This is a genomic window from Xanthomonas sp. LMG 12459 (assembly GCF_009192905.1).
Classification (GTDB): domain Bacteria; phylum Pseudomonadota; class Gammaproteobacteria; order Xanthomonadales; family Xanthomonadaceae; genus Xanthomonas_A; species Xanthomonas_A sontii.
This window is the reverse complement of sequence record NZ_NSGT01000029.1, coordinates 22,955-41,685: the sequence shown is the minus strand read 5'-3', so window position 1 is coordinate 41,685 and position 18,731 is coordinate 22,955. Positions and strand designations below refer to the sequence as shown.

Annotated in this window: 12 protein-coding genes and 3 pseudogenes; 8 read left to right on the top strand and 7 right to left on the bottom strand. The window is 71.1% G+C overall.

Going from position 1 to position 18,731, the window contains the following annotated elements; translation table 11 throughout:
- Positions 1-138: 138 nt before the first annotated feature.
- Complete coding sequence (locus CEK65_RS07555; protein WP_148829055.1) at positions 139-534, bottom strand: I78 family peptidase inhibitor; 396 nt, start codon at positions 532-534, stop codon at positions 139-141.
- 442 nt (positions 535-976) lie between these two features.
- On the opposite strand from CEK65_RS07555, the pseudogene CEK65_RS07550 reads away from it, so the two are divergent.
- Positions 977-2,155 (top strand): annotated as a pseudogene (locus CEK65_RS07550) (DNA topoisomerase IB); the annotation flags it as partial.
- A gap of 45 nt (positions 2,156-2,200) precedes the next feature.
- On the opposite strand, the gene CEK65_RS07545 reads toward CEK65_RS07550, so the two are convergent.
- On the bottom strand, positions 2,201-2,557 hold the full coding sequence (locus tag CEK65_RS07545) for a hypothetical protein (protein ID WP_152181284.1): 357 nt from the start codon (positions 2,555-2,557) through the stop codon (positions 2,201-2,203).
- Between the two features lie 139 nt (positions 2,558-2,696).
- Here CEK65_RS07545 and CEK65_RS07540 point away from each other — a divergent pair, with 139 nt between their 5' ends.
- Complete coding sequence (locus tag CEK65_RS07540) at positions 2,697-2,930, top strand: hypothetical protein (protein WP_148829819.1); 234 nt, start codon at positions 2,697-2,699, stop codon at positions 2,928-2,930.
- A gap of 71 nt (positions 2,931-3,001) precedes the next feature.
- Positions 3,002-4,036: an SDR family oxidoreductase gene (locus CEK65_RS07535; RefSeq protein WP_152181283.1), complete on the top strand. Its 1,035-nt coding sequence runs from the start codon at positions 3,002-3,004 to the stop codon at positions 4,034-4,036.
- A 361-nt stretch (positions 4,037-4,397) separates the two neighbouring features.
- Here the strand turns inward: CEK65_RS07535 and ligD are convergent, their stop codons facing one another.
- The 3 genes from ligD to CEK65_RS07520 all read right to left on the bottom strand — a co-directional run bounded on the left by ligD (position 4,398) and on the right by CEK65_RS07520 (position 9,823).
- Entirely contained in the window at positions 4,398-7,040 is a 2,643-nt protein-coding gene (ligD, locus tag CEK65_RS07530; protein WP_152181282.1) for a DNA ligase D, read from the bottom strand.
- A 19-nt stretch (positions 7,041-7,059) separates the two neighbouring features.
- Positions 7,060-7,236 (bottom strand): DUF3606 domain-containing protein, encoded by a 177-nt coding sequence (locus CEK65_RS07525; RefSeq protein WP_152181281.1) that lies wholly within the window; start codon positions 7,234-7,236, stop codon positions 7,060-7,062.
- Between the two features lie 196 nt (positions 7,237-7,432).
- Positions 7,433-9,823 carry a TonB-dependent receptor gene (locus CEK65_RS07520; protein WP_226980504.1) on the bottom strand — a complete coding sequence of 797 codons (2,391 nt, stop codon included), beginning with the start codon at positions 9,821-9,823 and terminating at the stop codon, positions 7,433-7,435.
- A gap of 618 nt (positions 9,824-10,441) precedes the next feature.
- On the opposite strand from CEK65_RS07520, the gene CEK65_RS07515 reads away from it, so the two are divergent.
- Together CEK65_RS07515 and CEK65_RS20950 are read left to right on the top strand one after the other, a co-directional pair.
- The gene (locus tag CEK65_RS07515) at positions 10,442-10,828 is read left to right on the top strand and encodes a BlaI/MecI/CopY family transcriptional regulator (RefSeq protein WP_152181280.1); all 387 of its coding nucleotides are present in this window, start codon (positions 10,442-10,444) and stop codon (positions 10,826-10,828) included.
- 3 nt (positions 10,829-10,831) lie between these two features.
- A pseudogene (locus tag CEK65_RS20950) lies at positions 10,832-11,920 on the top strand (M56 family metallopeptidase); the annotation flags it as partial.
- A gap of 978 nt (positions 11,921-12,898) precedes the next feature.
- On the opposite strand, the pseudogene CEK65_RS07505 reads toward CEK65_RS20950, so the two are convergent.
- Positions 12,899-13,705 (bottom strand): annotated as a pseudogene (locus CEK65_RS07505) (ribonuclease H-like domain-containing protein); the annotation flags it as partial.
- A 302-nt stretch (positions 13,706-14,007) separates the two neighbouring features.
- Positions 14,008-16,521, bottom strand: a complete 2,514-nt coding sequence (locus CEK65_RS07500) for a DEAD/DEAH box helicase (RefSeq protein ID WP_152181278.1) — start codon at positions 16,519-16,521, stop codon at positions 14,008-14,010.
- Positions 16,522-16,859: 338 nt separating this feature from the next.
- On the opposite strand from CEK65_RS07500, the gene CEK65_RS07495 reads away from it, so the two are divergent.
- From CEK65_RS07495 to CEK65_RS07485, 3 genes are all read left to right on the top strand, one after another.
- On the top strand, positions 16,860-17,333 hold the full coding sequence (locus CEK65_RS07495; protein WP_152181277.1) for a hypothetical protein: 474 nt from the start codon (positions 16,860-16,862) through the stop codon (positions 17,331-17,333).
- A 118-nt stretch (positions 17,334-17,451) separates the two neighbouring features.
- Positions 17,452-18,114: a hemolysin III family protein gene (locus CEK65_RS07490; RefSeq protein WP_153751676.1), complete on the top strand. Its 663-nt coding sequence runs from the start codon at positions 17,452-17,454 to the stop codon at positions 18,112-18,114.
- Positions 18,115-18,217: 103 nt separating this feature from the next.
- Positions 18,218-18,694, top strand: a complete 477-nt coding sequence (locus CEK65_RS07485) for a hypothetical protein (RefSeq protein WP_193314723.1) — start codon at positions 18,218-18,220, stop codon at positions 18,692-18,694.
- Positions 18,695-18,731 lie beyond the last annotated feature (37 nt).

The following is an 18,731-nucleotide window of genomic DNA, read 5'->3' as shown; positions in this document are numbered from 1 at the left end:
GCGGCGCCCCCGGGCCTGTCCTTGTGCGTGCCCGGGACTGTGTCATTGCCCGTCATGGACAGACGTCCACTCCCTCGCACTTCCTTGCCCCGGGCGCGCGCAAGGGTGGCGCGACCTGCCCGGGAATGAGGACAGGCCCTAGCCGCAGCGCACGCCGGTGATCTGGTTCTTCTCGTCGACCTCGATGTTGAGCCGTTCGCCGTTGAACTCCATGGTCACTGCCTGGTTCGGCTTGAGCACGCGCGCGGTCTTGGCGCCGGTGTCGCTGCGCGCCTGGTCCAGCAGCGCCGGCGCGAAGGTCTGGCCGACCAGGCCCTGCGCCTGCGAGGCATCGCAGGTGCCCACCGGCGGGGCGTCCGGTGCGTTGGCCGGGTCCGGCGCGGCGGCCTGCTGCGCGGCGGCCTGGGCCTTGGCGCTCACCTGTTCCTGCTCGTCCGGCGGCGGCGCGCCGCAGGCGGCCAGGGCCAGCGCCAGGCAGGCCGTGCCGAGCAGGCCGGCACGCGTGGACGCACGGGAGGAAAGGAGGTTGCTCATCGGGGCTCCTATGGCTGGAGGGAAGAGGGGTGAAGCATAGAGCGTGTGATGCGCTTTGCGTTGCCGTCGTCTCGCCGGGCGACGGCAGGCGCCGGCGCAGCGCAGGTTCCGGTGGCGACAGGATCGGACACCGCGCGTTCGCCAGGCGTTAACCGGCACGTTGACACGCCTTGCGGGAATGACTTGAGCTGCGACGCGTGATGTCCAAGGCGCGCCGACCGCGTCGGGCGTCGGGACTGAAGTCCCTCCCACAAGGACCGCAGTACTTCCGCAGCGGTGGACCGATATGCCGCAGGCGGCAATCGCTCACGCGGCCTAGCCGCGGCACTGCCGACAATCGATGCTCGTGGAACCGGCGGCGCGGGCCGCGGTTCCGGCTTCCGGAGGTCCGATGTCCAACGCGTCCCGTTCCACCGCCGCGGCCGAGGCGGCGCGTGCCCGCCAGTCCCGCCAGGCCGCCAGCAGCGCGGGCCTGGTCTATGTCAGCGATCAGGAGCCGGGCATCGTCCGCCGCCGCGCCGGCAAGGGCTTCGGCTACCGTCTGCCGGACGGCAGCGCGGTGCGCGATGCGGCCACCCTGCAGCGCATCCGCCAACTGGCGATCCCGCCGGCCTACACCGAAGTGTGGATCTGCACGCGCGACAACGGCCACCTGCAGGCCACCGGCCGCGACGCGCGCCGGCGCAAGCAGTACCGCTACCACGCCGACTGGGCGCAGGTGCGCGGCGACGGCAAGTTCGAGCGCATCGTCGCCTTCGGCCAGGCCCTGCCGCGGCTGCGCCGGCGCCTGCGCCGCGACATGGCCCTGCCCGGCTACCCGCGCGACAAGGTGCTGGCGATGGTGGTGGCGCTGATGGCCGAGACCCTGGTGCGCGTGGGCAACGCCGAATACGCGCGCAGCAACCGCTCCTACGGCCTGACCACGCTGCGCAATCGCCACCTGGCGTTCGTGAAGGGCGGCCGTGCGCGGCTGCAGTTCCGCGGCAAGGGCGGCCAGGAGCACGACATCGAGGTCGACGACGTGCACCTGGTCAAGCTGATCCGTGGCTGCCAGCAATTGCCGGGGCAGGCGCTGTTCCAGTACCGCGACGACGACGGCCAGCTGCAGCCGGTGGACTCCGGCGAGGTCAACGACTACCTGCGCGAGGCGATGGGCGAGAGCTTCACCGCCAAGGACTTCCGCACCTGGGGCGGCACCCGCGCCGCGCTGCAACGGCTGGCCGCGCTGCCGCTGCCCGACACCGGCGGCGAGCGCGCGCTGGCGCAGGCGCAGAACGCGGTGATCCGTGAGGTGGCCGAGGCGCTCGGCAACACCCCGGCGGTGTGCCGCAAGGCCTATATCGACCCGTGCGTATTCGACGGCTGGCGCTGCGGGCGCCTGCACGGCCTGTGCGAGGGCGTGCGCGGCGAACGGCAGTGGGATCTGATCACGCTGAAGTACCTGGGGCGGGCACGCACCGCGGCACGCAAGGCGGCCAAGGCCGCCGATCGCAGCTCGGCCAAGGCGCCGCCGCTGCGCAAGGGCGCACGTGCTGCGCGCAAGGGCGCTGCGGCGGGCGCGCAGGGCAGCGGTACCCGCGCCAAGCGCAAGACCGCAACTCCCGCACGCAAGCGCGCCTGAGCACCGCGCCGCCGCGGGCGCGGCGGGCGGGCCCGGCGACGCGGATCAGCCGCAATACACGGTAGTGATGTTGTTGGTCGGGCCGATCTCGACGGTCAGGCGGTCGCCGCCGGTCTCGCGCGCGCCGCGGTTGGCGCTGTCCACGCCGCTGGCGGTGGCGCCGTTGTCGCTGACACTGCTCCTCACCACCTGCACCTTGAGACTGTCGCTGTCGACGCGGGCGCGTTCGACGGTCATGCGCGAGGCGGCCAGGCCGACGGCGCCGCGCACCTTGTCGATATGGCATTGGCCGGAGATGACCCCGTCGATCGGCTGCACCTGCGCCACCTGGGTGGTGCTGCAGGCGCCGAGCAACAGCACGGCGGCGAACGGGGCGAGGCGGGCGAGCGGGTGGCGGATCATGGGGCGTCTCCTTCGATCGATGGCGCGAGCCTGTCGCGGCGCATGTTTGCGCCGCATGAAGAGATCGCGCCGGCGGTTTCACCGGTCGTGGCCGCCGGCGGGGACAGACTCGGGATTCCCCCAGCAACCGGAGCCGATCATGGCCACCTGCGATGTCTGCGGAAACGACGACGACCAGGCCTTCACCCTGACCCAGGGCGCGCGCAGCGGTACCTTCGATTCGTTCGAGTGCGCCATCCACGCCTTCGCCCCGCGCTGCAGCCACTGCGAGTGCCGCATCGTCGGCCACGGCGTGCAGGCGGGCGAGCGCATGTTCTGCTGCGCGCACTGCGCCCAGCACGCCGGCGTCAGCGGTCTCGCCGACCGCGCCTGAGCGACGCCCGTTCCTTCCCTTCGAGGGGGACTGCGCGATTGCGTCCTCCTCCCGCATCCGGAGTATTGCCGATGGCCTCCCGCAAGCGTCCTGCCGCCACCAAGTCCGCCCCGTCCAAGCGCGGTGGCGCCGTGGCGTCGTCCAGCGCCAAGACCGTGCAGCAGCAACGCGCACTGCAGCGCGCGGTCGATGCCGGCGACGCCAAGCCCAAGCCCAAGCGCGCCAAGCCGGGCGACGCCGGCCAGGCCGGGCCGCGCAAGCAGCCGCAGCGCATGCCCAGGCAGCACCTGGCCAAGCCGGGCAACGAGCACGAGCTGGCGCTGCAGCCGCGCTTCGAGGCGCCGGAATACGTGGGCAGCGGCAAGCTGCGCGGCATGAGCGCGATCGTGACCGGTGCCGACTCGGGCATCGGCCGCGCGGTGGCGGTGCTGTTCGCGCGCGAGGGCGCGGATGTGGCGGTGCTGTACCTGGACGAACACGAGGATGCGCAGGTCACCCGCCAGCACGTCGAGAACGAAGGCCGCCGCTGCATCACCATCGCCGGCGACGTGAAGGATCCGGCGTTCTGCGAGGACGCGGTGGCGCAGACCGTCAAAGCCTTCGGTGGGCTCGATGTGCTGGTCAACAACGCCGCGTTCCAGTTGCATTGCGATGCGCTGGAGGACCTGAGCGAGGAACATCTGCAGGAGACCTTGCAGACCAACATCGCCGGCTATTTCCACATGGCGCGCGCGGCGCTGCCGCATCTCAAGCGCGGCTCGGCGATCGTCAACAGCGGTTCGGAGACCGGGCTGTTCGGCAGCAAGTCGCTGCTGGACTATTCGGCGACCAAGGGCGCGATCCATGCCTTCACCATGGCCCTGGCCAGCCAGTTGCAGCCGCGCGGCATCCGCGTCAACGCGGTCGCGCCGGGGCCGGTGTGGACGCCGCTCAATCCCGCCGACAAGCCTGCGGAGGACGTGGCCGAATTCGGCAAGCAGAACCCGATGGGACGCCCGGCGCAGCCGGAGGAGCTGTCGCCGGCGTACGTGTTCCTGGCCTCGCCGATCACCGCCAGCTACATCAATGGCGCGATCCTGCCGGTGATGGGTGGGCCGACGGGCTAGTGGGTGGGTTTGCGGGTGAGTTGGCTGGCGGTCGGACCCTCACCCCAACCCCTCTCCCGGCGGGAGAGGGGCTTTGATTCCCTTCTCCCATCGGGACCATGCCCCCTTTTTGGGGGAAGGTGCCCCGCAGGGGCGGATGAGGGTACGGGTCGCTTGTGTTCAATCTCAGCGAGTCGCTACTCGCCTTACCCTCACCCCAACCCTCTCCCGGGGGAGAGGGGCTCGGCTTTTCCCTTCTCCCCTCGGGAGAAGGTGCCCCGAAGGGGCGGATGAGGGTACGGTCGCTCGTGTTCGATCTCAGCGAGTCGCTTCGTGTCGGACCCTCACGCCAACCCCTCTCCCGACGGGAGAGGGGCTTTGCTCACTCCGTTTCGGCCCAGCGCGCCAGGTTTTGCTTCAGCGCGTCGATGCCGGCCCACGGATCCTTGCGGCGTCGTTTCAGCTTGGCGGGGACGTCGCGCAGCTTGAAGGCGTCGGCGCGGTGCAGCCTGGACAAGTCGCTCCAGGCCAGCGGCATCGCCACCGGCGCGCCGGCGCGGGCGCGCAGCGAGTAAGAGGCCACGGCGGTGGCGCCGCGACCGTTGCGCAGGTAGTCGATGAAGATGCGCTGGTTGCGCAGGCGCTTGCTGGCGGTGGCGAGGAAGCGGTTCGGTTGCGACTGCGCCAGCGCGTCGGCGAAGCCGTGGGCGAAGTGCTTGGTCAGGTCCCAGTCGCAACCCGGAGCCAGCGGCACCACCACGTGCAGGCCCTTGCCGCCGGACACGCGCAGGAACGACTCCAGTTCCAGTTGCGCGAGCAACTTGCGGATGTCGGTGGCCGCGCGCTTGACCTCGGCGAAGGGCACGTCCGGGCCCGGGTCCAGGTCGAACACCACGCGGTCGGCACGCTCCGGGGACGCGGCATGCGCGCCCCACGGGTGGAACTCCAATGCATTGAACTGCACCAGTTCGAGCAGCCCGGCCGCATCCTCGACCACCAGGTACTCGGCCTGGGTGCCGCTTTCTTCCTTCAACCGCACCGACGACACCAGTTCCAGCCCGGCGGTGTGGTGCTTCTGGAAGAAGCACGCGCGTTCGGCACCGGCGGGGCAGCGGATGATCGACAGCGGGCGACCGGCGATCTCCGGCAGCAGGTGATCCATCACCGCACTGTAGTAGTCCCAGACCTCGCGCTTGGTCGCGCCGATGTCGGGGAAGACCACGCGGCCCGGGCTGGACAGGGTCGGCGGCGTGCGCGCGGTGCCCGTGGCCGCGACGTCGCGCTTGCTGCGCCGGGGACCGCTGGTCTTGGTTTCGCTCGACTTCGCCGCCTTCGCCGCCTTGGTTGCCTTCGTTGTTTTGACCGTTGCGTCTGCCCTGGCTTTCCTGGCCGCCGGCGTCACCCGCGCCGCCGCCGCGCGCGGTGCCGGTGCGTCGGCATCGCCCAAGTCGGTGATGTCCTTGTCCGGACGCACCGCCTTCAGCGAGGCCTGGCGCAGCAACTGCTGTCCGCCGATGCCGCGGTAGAACACCTCCACCACGAAGCGCGGCGCGAACCAGCGCGCGCTGCGCAGGTCGGTCTCGGTGGTCGGCACGTGCACGCTGGGCGTGGCGCTGCCGGCCTTGCCGATCAGTGCGGTCAGCTCGCGCAGCAAGGCATCGGAGAAGCCGGAGCCGACCCGCCCGACATACAGCCAGCCATGCTCGGGATCCGGCCGCGCCAGCAGCAGCGAGCCGAAGCCGCTGCGGCTGCCCTTGGGTGCGGTGTAGCCGACCACCGCGAATTCGTCCGAGCGCAATTGCTTGGTCTTGCGCCAGTCGTCGCTGCGGCCGCCGTGGTAGCCGCGGTCGGCGCGCTTGGAGACGATGCCCTCGAAGTGCTGCGCGCCGGCGAGCTGGAACGCCGCGTCGCCGTCGCCGTCGATGTGCGAGCTGAAGGCCAGGTGCGCATCGGCGTTCTGCAGCAGCCGCTGCAGCAGCGCCTTGCGTTCGGACAGCGGTGCGGCGGCGATGTCGATGCCGTCCAGGTGCAACAGGTCGAACAGGGCCAGCGCGAGCTTGCCCTGGCGCTCGCCGGACAGCACCGCCTGCAGCAGGTTGAAGTCCTCCTTGGTCCCCTTGCCGGCGATCAGTTCGCCATCCAGCGCCGCCGAGCGCAGGCCCAGCGCGGCGATGGCATCGCGGATCTCGGGAATCCTGTCGGTCCACTGGATCGCGTTGCGCGACCACAGCCGCACCACGCCGTCGGCGACAGTGGCCAGGATCCGGTAGCCGTCCCACTTGATCTCGTGGATCCACTGCGCGCCCTGTGGCGGCGCGTCGCCCAGCCGGGCCAGCTGCGGCGCGAACGGTCCGTCCGGCGCCGCCGCCGGCACCGCGCCGGGCAGCGCCTCGGCCAACTTGGCCCAGTTCGTCCGGCGGCCCTTGCGCACTGGCGCCACCACCGTGACCTTGCGCTTGTCCGGTTTGCCGGCGCCGGCGCGCTTGACGTCCTGCGCCGGCGCCGCGGTGACATCGGCCAGCAGGTCGTCCGCCTCCAGGTCGCCGGCGAAGGCGTCGTCCTCCTTGAACAGCAGCCACTGCGGCTGCCGCGCCGGCTTGCCCGAGCGCACCAGGTGCCAGCCGCCCTTGAGCTTGTCGCCGAACAGTTCGAAGCGCAGATGACCCTTGGCCAGTTGCGCCTCCGGATCGTCCGCGCTGCTCCACACGCCGTGATCGAACTGGGCGACGTGGCCGCCGCCGTATTCGCCCTGCGGGATCTCGCCCTCGAACGTGGCGTAGTCCAGTGGATGGTCTTCCACTTCCACCGCCATGCGCTTGACCTTGGGGTCGTAGCTCGGCCCTTTCGGCACCGCCCAGCTCTTCAGCGCATCGCCGACCTGCAGGCGGAAATCGTAATGGCGGCGGCTGGCGTGGTGCAGCTGCACGACGAAGATCGGCCGCTGCCCCGCCGGCACCGGCTTGCCCGGCTCCGGTTCGCGGGTCTTGTCGAAGCGGCGCTTGCGGCGGTAGTCGGCGAGGCTCATGGCGCGGGCCCGGCCCGCGTCACGTGCGCAGGTGCGCGCGGACCGCCGCGGCGCTGCTGCCCACGGCCTGCACCGCGGCGCGCAACTCGTCGGCGGAGACGTGCAGTGCCTGCGTCCAGTCGCGCACTTCGCCGTCTTCGTGGAGGTTGATGCGGTCGCGATCGGGCGAACCGGTGTTGCGGGTGTAGTCGCTCATGCCGATGTCCTGCTGTGCAGAAGCCGCTGCGGTCGTGGGGCGCACACCGCAGAGCGCGGCGGCGAGGTCCGACGGACGCGGCATGCGTCGGCGGACCGGTGCGGAAACTTCTAGTCGCGCCGCCGTGGCACCGCCGTGAACGCCGTGTCAGTCCGATGCATGCGCGTCGCTGGCGTGGGGCGCGCGTGCCGCTGCCTCAGAACGCCAGCGAGGTACTGAACAACACCTGCCGCGGCGCGCTGCGCTGCAGCGTCTGGTAGTCGCCGGCGAACGCCGAGCCGGCGATGTTGGCGGTACCGATGTTGTGGCGATCGAGCAGGTTGCTCACGTCCAGGCGCAGTTCCAGGCCGGGCAGCGGGCTGTCGGACCCCAGCGTGTACGCCGCGTACGTGTTGACCTGCCAGAACGCCGGTACGCGCAGGTCGTTCTCGTAGGTGAAGGGCTGATGCAGGTACTCGGTGCTGGTGGCGCCGAAGCGCCAGTGGCGCACATGCGCCGACAGGTCGCTGACCAGCGACAGTTGCGGATAGCCCGGCTGCGCCTTGCCCTGGATCGGATAGACGTTGCCGTCGACGACCACGTCGCGGTCGTAGACCGAACGCGCCAGCGCCACGCCTTGGTAGAACTGCAGGTGCGGGGTGAGGTCGACGGTCACGCCCAGGTCGGCGCCGAAGGTGTGCATCTTCGGCATCACCTGCACGGTGTTGACCTGCGCGAACTGGGTGCCGACCGCGGCCGACAGCAGGCGATGGCGGATGTCGCCGTAGAACACGTCCGCGGTGACGGTGGCGCGGTCGAAGCGATGGGTGCCGCCGAGGGTGAGGTTCCAGTCCTGTTCCGGCTGCAGGTGGCGGGCGAGGCGGTCGAAGCTGGCCTGGTCGGGCACGGTCCAGGCCGAGGCGGTATAGCCGATGTTGCCGCGCTGGGCGACGCGGAAGCCGTTCATCGCGCTGCCCAGGTCGATGAAGCCGTCGGTCTGCGCGGTCGGGCTCCAGAACAGCGACAGGTGCGGCAGGAACGCGCTCTTCGCGCGCAGCGTGCCGGCCGCCGGCCGGTCCGGCCCATCGCCGACACCGCCGCCGCTGGTGCGGAAATCCACCGCCTTGGCGCCAAGGCCCAGCACCAGCGTGTCGCTCAGCGCGATGTCGTCGTGCAGGTACACCTGGCGCGCGCGGGTGGTCCACTGCGAGACGTTGTCGGTCTTGAACGCCGGGCCGTACACATCCCACGGCCCGGTGGTGCGCAGCGGCCGGCCCTGCCCCAGCAGCGGTTCGGTGTACCAGGACGTCGCCGCGTCGGCGCTGCCGTGCTCCTGCCAGAGGCCGGCGCTGAGCGTGTGCCGGCCATGCACATAGGTCAGGCTGAGCAGGCCGCCGGTGCGCCGCAGGTGCGGCGCCTGCACCTGCTCGGAGAACGGCGCAGCGTCGGGCGAGGGCGTGGTCGGATCGCTCAGCGTGGCGTGGGTGCGGCTGCGCGCGCTGTAGAGCTGCACGCGCCCGCTGAGCGCGTCGGAGATGCGGAAGTCGTGCGCGAGCGAGGCGATGCGGTCGTCGGTGACCTGGCCGGTGTCGTACGGCAACAGCCCGGCCAGCGTGCCGCAGTGGTAGACGCCGCAGGATGCGCCGGCGTTCTGCGGCAGGGCGATGGCGTAGGCCCTGGCGTAGTCGGGATAGAGACTGTCGGCGCGCCAGCCGAGCTTGCCGAGCATGTCGAAGGACAGGTTGTTGTAGCCCCACATCGCCGCGTGGCTGGCCGACAGGAACACGGTGAACGTGCCCCAGGCCACGTCCTGGGTCGCCTTCAGGTCGCCGCGCAGGAAGCGCTGGGTGCCGCCGCCCTGGTATTTGTCCGCGCCCAGCCGTTGCAGGTCGACCTGCAGCTTCGGGCCGTTGTCGCCGAGCTGCCCACTCTGCGCGGAGACCGTGGTGACCTGGGTCGCGTCGCTACCCACGCCCTGCTTGAGGCGCAGGCCGGGCGTGTCCTTCGGTTCGCCCAGGCGGTACTCCAGCGCGCCGCCGTTGGCGCTGCTGGAGAACACGCTCACCGGTGCCGCGCCGGGGCTGACGGTGATGGTGCCGATGGCGTCCGGCACGCCGACGTTGACCACGCTGGTTCCGGTCAACGACAGGAAGCCGCTGTCGTTCAACGGCACGCCTTCGAAGGTGATGCCCATTTCGTTCATGCGGAACCCGCGCACGAACAGGCTGGTGGCGGAGACGTCCAGGCCCAGCCCGTCGGTGGCGGTGTAGCTGGCGCCGGGCACGGTCTTCAGCCGCGCCAAGCCGTTGCTGCCGGCGACGTCGGCGTCCATGTCGCCGGCATTGATGACATAGCGGTTCGGGCCCACCACCTGGGTGGGCGCCACCGCCGCCGCGTGCGGCGAGGCCACCACGTCCAGCGCGGACAGCGTGGTCGGCGTGGTGTCGGCGTTGCTGCTGGCAGCCGCCTCCGCGGCCTGCGCCGTGGAGGCGGCGAGGCAGGCGACCAGCGCCGTAGACAACAACGACGGTGCGCCCGCGTACCTGAGGCGATGCGGTGCAGAGATCGGCAGGGCGGCGGCGCGGAGACGGGAGGAGGTCGCATGCATGGTCGGATCCGGCGTGGAGTGGGAAGCGGTGGCGCCCGCGCGCACCCAGCGCAGGACCGCCTGTTCGCGGCGGCGTCCGGCTGGCTGTGCGTTTGCGATGACAGTGCGCCGACGGTGCGGCGCGGACCCGGGGAGGTGGCGCGCGGCAGGTGCGGCGGCCCGCTCCGGATCGATGGAGGCGAACGGCGCAGCTGCGGCAGCGCGCTTCCCGCGGTGAATACAGCGGCGTGAAGCGATGCAGGAAATTCTTGCATCGCATGTGCGCTTGCACCATTGCGCGTTGGTACAGCGCTGCCTGCTGCGCGTATGCGATGCGATACCTGGGTATAGGGCGCTGGTGCCGCTGCGCGAACGAGGATGGATCAGCGCCGACGTCTACGGCGAATGCATGCACGGTGGCCGGGGGGCGACCTCATGCTGCTGTACGCGTGCGCGAGACATGGGGCCGAATGCTCAGGACCGATGCGATTCCACCGGCAGGCGCCGGGTGCGACTGGCCTCGCGGAGCGGCGCCATCGCCAGGCTTGCAGACGCCTGCCGCCCATGACCTGCGACCTATTGACGACAGTTGTCGTCACGGGTAGCTTTGCCGACACGTGTAGTCATCGGGGTGGGCGGATGCGCCGCAAATCGATCGGGGACCAGGAACTGGCCCTGCTGCAGTACATCGCCGAACACGGCGATGCCACTGTCGGCGAGGTCGCCGCCGGGTTCGGCGAGGCGCGCGGGCTGGCGCGCTCGACCGTGCTGACCATGATGGAGCGCCTGCGCGCCAAGGCCTATCTGCGTCGCCGCCAGGTGCAGGGCGTGTACCGCTATGCCGCCACCAGCGGCCAGGACGACGTGGTGCGCAGCGCGGTCGGCAGCTTCGTCGAGAAGACCCTGCAGGGCTCGGTCTCGCCGTTCGTGGCGTGGATGTCGCAGCGCGCCGAGGTCAGCGACACGGAACTGGCCGAACTGGAGGCACTGGTGGCCAAACTGCAATCGCAACGGCGAGAGGACTGAGCCATGCACAGCCTGGTGGGGACGGAGGTGTTCGAGAGCCTGCTGTCGCGCCTGCTGGCGACCAGTCTGCAGACGCTGGTGCTGGTCGCGCTGATCTGGGCGCTGTGCCGCTGGCTGCCGACCCTGCCGGCGGCGACGCGTTGCCGGTTGTGGTGGCTGGTCGCCGCGCAGAGCGTGCTCGGCCTGCTGTGGGCTGGCGCGGTGCAGTTGCCGGTACTGCCGGCCGCGCCGACGCAGATGGCGGCGGTACCGGCGGCCGTCGCCACTGTGCCGGCGACGCCGGCAGGCGCTGCGGCGCCGCACGTGTCCGCTGCGGTGCCCGCGCAGATCAACGTCAACGCCACCGCTGCCACCGCGGCGATCGCCGCACCCCCGGCCACGACATCCCTGGCGGCCTGGCCGTGGGCGCAGGCGCTGGTGGCGCTGTGGCTGGCCGGCGTGCTGGTCTGCGCCGCGCACAGCGTGCTGGCCTACCGTCGCAGCCGCCAGCGTGCACGCGAGGCGGCGCCGTGCACCGACACCGCCCTGCTCGGTGCGCTGCGCCTGGCGGCCGAGGCCCACGGCCTGCGCCAGCCGCCGCAGCTGCGGCTGTGTGCGCGCACCGATTCGCCGCAACTGATCGGGCCGTGGCAGCCGGTGCTGCTGTTGCCGGCGCGGCGCATGGACAGCCTGCGCGCCGACGATCTGGACATGGCGCTGACCCACGAACTGGTGCACCTGCAGCGCCGCGACCTGTGGTGGGGGCTGCTGCCGGCGGTGGCGCAGCACCTGTTCTTCTTCCATCCGCTGGTGCACCTGGCCAACCGCGAGTACGCCCTGGCCCGCGAGGCGGCCTGCGATGCGGCCGTGGTCGCCGGCCACCGCCATTGCCGTCACGACTACGCGCGGCTGCTGGTGCAGCTGGGTGTGGCACCGCGGCCCAGCGCCGGCCTGGCCAGCGCTTCGCCGACCTTCCTGAGCCTGAAACGGAGATTGCTGATGCTGCAGACCACGTCCGCCTTTCCGCGCCTGGGCGCGGCCCTGATCCTCGGCGCAGTGACCGTGTTCGGCGTGATGCCGCTGCGGCTGGTGGCGCAGCCCGGCCATGCGCCGGCCGCCGGCAAGCCGGCTCCCGCCCTCCCGGCGCAGGCCGCGGCGCCAGCGAGCGAATACACTGCCGATGACGCGGCCCGCGAAGCGGCGCTTGCGGCGGCGGAGGCGCAGGCTGCCATGGCGGCTGCAGATGCAGCGGAGCAGGCAGCCGACGCGAGCGCAGCGGCGCAGGAGCCTGAGAGGGAAGCCGCGAACGCGGCGGCCGCGGAGGCGGCCGATGCGGTCGACATGGGGGACGCCGGTGCCGCCGCCCGCGCCGCCAACGTGCCCGCAGTACCGCCGCCGCCGCCCGCGCCGCCTGCGCGGCCTGCAATGGTGGTCCCGGCGGTCCCGGCGGTCCCGGCGCCGCCGCCGGCCATCGGCTCGCGGATCAGCACGCGGTCGATGCAGAAAACCCGCAACGGTCAAATCGAACAGTCGTATGTCCGGGTCAAGGGCAACCATTCGACGATGAGTGGCAGCAGCGACGAACTCGCCAGCATGAAGCGCGAGACCCAGGGCGATGGCCTGTGGTTCCGCCGCGGCGGCAAGCGCTATGTGGTGCACGATCCTGCGCTGCTGGCCCGCTTCGATGCCCTGTTCGAGCCGATCGGCAAGCTGGGCGCGCAGCAGGGCGAGCTCGGCAAGCGCCAGGGAGCACTGGGCCGAGAGCAGGGCGAGCTGGGTCGTGAACAGGGCAAGCTGGTCCGGGAGAGCATCGCGCTGGCGGCGGACCGCATGGACTCCAACGGCATTGCCGCCAAGGCGCAAGCACGTGCCCAGACCGAACTGGCGCAGCGCCAGGACGCGCTGTCGGCGAAGATGCGCGCGCTCGGCGAACAGCAGGCCGCGCTGGGCCGTCAGCAGGGCGAACTGGGTGCGCGTCAGGGCGAATTGAGCGCGCAGATCGATCGCGAGGTCGACCGCCTGTTCGATGCCGCCATCGCCGCGGGCAATGCGCAGCGGCTGGAGTGATGTCGCCGGCGGCGTGCGCAGCGCCTACGCCGACGCGGCCGCCGCCAGCGCGCGTTCTTCGGCCTCGGCGGCGACCAGGCGCTGCAGCAGCAGCGCCAGCGTGACCACGTCCTGGTGGTTGTGTGCGGCGACGCGGCGCAGGTTGCGCGCGTTGCCGCCGCGCAGGTAGCTCAGCCACGCCGCTGGCGCTTCCGAGCCCGGCAGGTCGTCCTCGCGCACCACGCGCAGCAATTGCCGCTCGATGGTGGCGAGCTTGCAGTTCTCCCAGGTGCCGCGGTAGCGGCGGCGGGTGGGATGCAGCAGATCCACGTGGTCCAGCGCCGACAGCGGATCGGCGCAGCGCGCCAGCCGGTAGCGGGTCTTCAACAACGGCGCGTCGTAGCAGCGGCCGTTGTAGCTGGACAGCACGGTGCCCGGCCGCAGCCAGGCGCGGAACGCTTCCAGCATCGCTTTCTCCGCGCCCATCGTTGCCATCAGCAACTGGCGGATGCGCAGGCCCGGGCCGTCGGCCGGATGCACGCTCCAGTCGGCCGCGCCGATCATGAAGGCGCGGGTGCCGGTGCCGCCGGCCAGGCCGGTGGTTTCGGTGTCGAAGAACAGCAGGTCGGTCGGTTCCACCGCATCCTCGCGGCGGGCGAAGGCCAGCGACAGCGCGCCGGCGGGGATCGGCTGCGGCAGGAACGCCTCGATCAGGTGCAGCCCGGGTGCGATCTCCACCCCGGGCAGGTGCCGGTCCGGCGCCGCGGCCGGTTTGCGTGCGGATGCAGCCGCGGTGGGCGCGACCGCACGCTCGCGCAGGCCGAGCAGGCGCCGCAGCGCGGACACATCGGTGCCGCCGCGGTCGAACGGGGCGATGGCGATGGGTGGCGCCACGGCGGTGTCGGTGCCGCCACCGCGTGCGGGAGCAGGGGGCGTGCGTGCGGCCGCCGTTGCCGTTGCGCGCGATGCGTCGTCGCCGCGCATCGCTGCCGGCGCCTGTCGTGGCGCGTGCGGGGTCGCTGCTGCTGCAGTGCCTGCACGTGACGCGGGAGCCGCGTCGGCCGTGGTGCGGCTGCCGGAGGACGCCGGCGCGCGCTCGGCGCTGGCGTCGCCGGCCTGCCGGCGCAGCGCGCGCAGGCGTTCGAGGCTGATGCTCATGCGCTCCACTCCGGCAGCGCATCGGCATCGGCATTGATGGCGATCGTGGTTGCGCCGTGCGCGTCCAGCGCCGTGTCGTCCTCGCCGTCGAGCAACAAGCGCAGCACGCGCAACGCCAGCGCCCGCGGCGTGGTCGCGCTTTCCTCCTGCGCGGCCAGCACCGGGCCGACGCAGGCCGGGCAGCCGGCCACGCAGTCGCAGCCCTGCACCAGTTCGCGCGCGCGCTGCACCAGTTCGGCCTGGCGCCGCCACAACGGCTCGCTGAGGCCGACGCCGCCGGGGAAGTTGTCGTACAGGTACACGGTGGGCACGAACTGCTGCAGTTCGACGCTGGCCGGCTCGCCGCTGTCGCCACCGCGCAACTGGCCGCGGCCCTTGGCGTCGGCCACCGCGAACCAGGCGCCGTCGCCGTCGCCCACCGCCTGCTGCAGATCGCGTGCGTCGGCCATCACCGCCACCGTGGCCACCACGTGCAGCGCGTAGGCCGCGCCCAGGAAACCATCCAGCGCGTCCTGCTTGCTGCCGAACGCCTTGAGCAGGGTCGCCTGCGGCAACTGCCACCACACCGCGGTGGTGTGCAGTTCCTGGTCGGGCAGGTTGACCGGGCCGTAGCCGATGTTCTCGTGGGTGTAGTAGCGGATCTTCTTGTAGCCGGCCACGCGCCGCACCACGTGCACCTCGCCGTGGTGCGCGTCGCCGCGCCCGGCCGCGCCGCCGTCGAAGCGGTCCAGCACCTTGAGCTTGGTGAAGTCGATGCTGTCGGTGTAGTAGTCCACGTGGGTGCGGGTGACGTAGGCCTTGCGGCCTTCCCAGTCGAGCTTTTCCACCTGGTAGGGCGTGCTCTGCACCATGTGGATGGCGCCTTCGTACAGGGTCAGCGCGGCGGCCGAATAGTCCACCTCGGCGATGATCTGCTGCTTGCCGTCGGTCTTGTCCACCACCACGAAGTTGCCGTCGGCCACCGAGCGCAGGCTCACCGCATTGGCCGGGTAGCTGTCGGCGATCCACTCCCAGCGGTCGCCTTCCTGGTGCACCACCTCGCTCTCGGCCAGCGCTTCCAGGAACACCGCGGGGTCCACCGGGCCGAACGCCTCGCCGGCGACGAAGGTCAGCTCGAACGCGGCGCAGCGGATGTGGTCGAACAGGATCAGCGGCTGGTCCGGGGCGATGCGGGCGTGTTCCGGCGAGGCATCGGCGAAGAAGTCCGGGTGCCGCACCACGTACTGGTCCAGCGGCTGCGAACTGGCCACCAGCACGCCCAGCGCCGGCTGCTGGCGGCGCCCGGCGCGGCCGAAGCGCTGCCAGGTGGCGGCGACGCTGCCGGGGTAGCCGTTGAGCACCACCACGTCCAGCGCGCCGATGTCCACGCCCAGTTCCAGCGCCGAGGTGGAGACGATGCCGTCGATGCTGCCGGCGCGCATCGCCCGCTCGGCCTCGCGACGCTCGCTGGGCAGGTAGCCGCCGCGGTAGGCGCGGATGCGCGGCGGCTTGCGCGGGTCGTGGTCGAAGATGTCCTTCAGGTACTTGGTCAGCACCTCCACCATCAGCCGGGTTTGCGCGAACACCAGGGTCTTGAGCCCGGACTTGATCGCGATGCGCGCGATGCGGTTGCTCTGCGAGCGCGCCGAGGCGCGCAGGCCCAGGTCGGCGTTGACCACCGGCGGGTTCCACAGCAGCACGTGCTTGTCGCCGCTGGGCGCGCCGGAGTCGGTGATGGCGTGCACGCGCTGCTCGATCAGCGCCTCGGCATGCGCGCGCGGGTTGCCGATGGTGGCCGAGCACAGGATGAACTGCGGCGTGACGCCGTAGAACGCGCAGATGCGCTTGAGCCGGCGCAGCACGTTGGCGACGTGGCTGCCGAACACGCCGCGGTAGGTGTGGATCTCGTCGATCACCACGTAGCGCAGGTTCTCGAAGAACTGCGCCCACTTGGTGTGATGCGGCAGGATCGCCTGGTGCAGCATGTCCGGGTTGCTGACCACGATGTCGCCGTGCAGGCGGATCGCCTGGCGCGCATCGCCGGGGGTGTCGCCGTCGAAGGTGAAGGCCTTCACCCCCAGGTCGCCGGCACGGTTGAGGTCCAGCAGCTCGGCCACCTGGTCCTGCGCCAGCGCCTTGGTCGGGAACAGGTACAGCGCCTTGGCCTGCGCGGTCATCGCCGCGGCCACCACCGGCAGCGTGTAGCACAGCGACTTGCCCGAGGCGGTGGGGGTAACGATGGCCACGTGCTCGCCGCGCTGCGCCGCGTCCCAGGCCTCGGCCTGGTGGCTGTACAGCTGCGCGATGCCGCGTTCGCGCAATGCGGCGGCCAGCGCCGGCGGCACGTCGTCCGGGATCGGCGCGTAGCGGCCGGCCTGGCCGGGGATGGTGAAGCTGCCGGTGATGCGGTCGTGGTAGCGGCGCTCCAGCCGCGCGCTGAGCAGCGCGCCATCGCGCGAGGGCATCCCGTCGGTGGTGGACAGGGCGCGCTCGGCGTCCTCGGTGCGCGGGGCTAGGGCGTGGGCGGGCATCGGCACGGCTCTCAAAGCGGAACAGGGAAGCGAAATCGCGTCTCAGGGTATGAGACGGGCGCCGTCGAGGCGAGACGGGCAGGCTGAGCGGATTCAGGCTGGGCGATTGCATGCGGAACGCATCGCTGTTCGCACTGCATGCGGCAGCCTATTGGCGATGCGTACCGGCCCTGCGCGTCTGTACCGACACAGCGGCCGTCTGCGCCGATGACACGCCCTCGGCAGCGCGTACTACGCAGATCAGGCTTGTGCCGATGGCCGTGTTCCGCGCGTGGCGCGAGGCTTTCGCTACCCGTCGTGCATGACGGACCCCGTTCACACACTCAGGAGCGAATGCCATGGTCACCGCCGAATTTCTGCAGGATAACGGCTTCAGCAACAAGGCGTCGGTCGACGCCAACATCTACATCAAGGATGTCACCAAGGCGCTGCCGTCTTCCGGCAACCTGCATGCGCATCTGAAGGTGACATTCGCCGATGCGCATCGGCTGGCGTTCGAAATCCACGGCACTATCCGCGTCGACGCAGACGCGCAGGCGCTGGGCAAACGTAGTGGCGACGACAGCAGCATCGGTCGCGCTCTGTGGGTGTACGCGGATGGCACGTTCCGCACGTCGGTCGAAGCCGCCTTTTGGCAGGAGCAGGGCGGCGTCACCCCGTCCCAGCTCAAGACCTATGCGCGTAAGCTGAAGGAACAAGTGCGGCAATGGGAGCAGGCACTGGAGCGCGAAGGTGCCGATAGCCATCCTTCGCCGGCAGGAAACAAGCGCGCACTCGACGATCTGGACACGCGCTATCCGCTCGGCAGGTAATCGCCAGCGCGGTCTTGGCAGGATGCTGCGCGTGGCGATGCAGGGATCAGCCGCTACGCGCGTATCCTGTGCGTCCCCCAGCACCAAGGCACCGCTTCCCGGAGTGCCGAAGATCGCCTTGTCCGCATCGACTTCCTCGCCAGCCCCGCACTACCGCACCGCCGCCGCGCGCCGCGCCGATCTGCTCGTGCATGCCGCCGGCCTGCTGCTGGCCGTGGTCGGCGGCGCGCTGCTGGTCTGGCGCGCCCATGCCAACGACGCGCTGATCGTGGCCACCAGCATCTACGCGCTGGGGCTGCTGACCATGTTCGCCTGCTCGGCGGCGTACAACTTCGCCCCGCCGCAGCGCCAGCCGGTGCTGCGCAAGCTCGACCACGCCGGCATCTTCGTGATGATCGCCGGCTCCTACACGCCGTTCTTCGTGCTGGCGCTGTCCGGCGCCTGGGTCTGGTCGATGACCCTGGCGGTGTGGGGCGTGGCGCTGTTCGGGGTGTTCGCCAAGCTGTTCCTGCCCGGCATCGCCAAGGGCTTCTGGGTGGCGATCTACCTGCTGCTGGGCTGGGCGGGCATGGCGGCGGTCAAGCCGATCGTGGCCGGGCTGGACACGCCGGTGCTGTGGCTGATCGCTGCCGGCGGGGCGATCTACACGGTGGGCGTGGCGTTCTACGTGCGCAAGTCGATGCTCTACAACCGCGCGATCTGGCATGCGCACGTGCTGGGCGGCGCACTGGCGCACTGGTGCGCGATCTGGCTGTGCCTGCGCCCGCTGTCGGCGACGTGAACGGTGGCGCCGATGCGCTAGAGATGGCCGTGCCGCGTCCGTAAGCTCGGGCGTCATGGACAGCATGCACACAGCGGATCCGAACGGCCGGCGCCTGCGCACGATGCTGGCAATCGCCTTGCTGGCGACGTGCGCGAATGTGCAGGCACAACAGGCCGCGCCCGCCGCACCGGCCGCTGCGCCGCCGCCGCCCTCGGTCGCACCGCCGTCCACATCCGATGCCGCCGCGCAGCCCGACATCCAGACCCTGGGCGAAGTGCGCGCGCTGCCGCCGGACGAGGGCGAGCCGCTGGACCTGTACCGCTTCAAGAATCCGGTGTCGCCGCCACCCAACCGCTTCGACAAGGACTGGCGTCCGCCGCCCTCGGTGGAGCAGGTCAGCCAGAGCGGCGGCTACATCGCGCTCGGTGTCTACTACCTGGCCGGCAAGGCGGCCAAGGGCCTGCACGCGCTGACCGGCGGCCCCGACCAGGTCCAGGCTGCCGTCGCGCGGCCACCTCCACAGCTGAGCGAGGCCGAACTGCAACGCGCCATGAAGGTGTGCGCGGAACAGGGTGGGGGCTGCGCGGTGGGCAGGTGAGAATTCCATACACCTCTGCGCGAGGCATGCATTGGTT

Coding starts and splice junctions, on each gene's coding strand:
- CEK65_RS07500 (WP_152181278.1), bottom strand. CDS start 16,521: ATGCCCGCCCACGCCCTAGCCCCGCGCACCGAGGACGCCGAGCGCGCC.
- CEK65_RS07535 (WP_152181283.1), top strand. CDS start 3,002: ATGGCCTCCCGCAAGCGTCCTGCCGCCACCAAGTCCGCCCCGTCCAAG.
- CEK65_RS07555 (WP_148829055.1), bottom strand. CDS start 534: ATGAGCAACCTCCTTTCCTCCCGTGCGTCCACGCGTGCCGGCCTGCTC.
- CEK65_RS07485 (WP_193314723.1), top strand. CDS start 18,218: ATGCTGGCAATCGCCTTGCTGGCGACGTGCGCGAATGTGCAGGCACAA.
- ligD (WP_152181282.1), bottom strand. CDS start 7,040: ATGAGCCTCGCCGACTACCGCCGCAAGCGCCGCTTCGACAAGACCCGC.
- CEK65_RS07540 (WP_148829819.1), top strand. CDS start 2,697: ATGGCCACCTGCGATGTCTGCGGAAACGACGACGACCAGGCCTTCACC.
- CEK65_RS07520 (WP_226980504.1), bottom strand. CDS start 9,823: ATGCATGCGACCTCCTCCCGTCTCCGCGCCGCCGCCCTGCCGATCTCT.
- CEK65_RS07515 (WP_152181280.1), top strand. CDS start 10,442: ATGCGCCGCAAATCGATCGGGGACCAGGAACTGGCCCTGCTGCAGTAC.
- CEK65_RS07545 (WP_152181284.1), bottom strand. CDS start 2,557: ATGATCCGCCACCCGCTCGCCCGCCTCGCCCCGTTCGCCGCCGTGCTG.
- CEK65_RS07495 (WP_152181277.1), top strand. CDS start 16,860: ATGGTCACCGCCGAATTTCTGCAGGATAACGGCTTCAGCAACAAGGCG.
- CEK65_RS07525 (WP_152181281.1), bottom strand. CDS start 7,236: ATGAGCGACTACACCCGCAACACCGGTTCGCCCGATCGCGACCGCATC.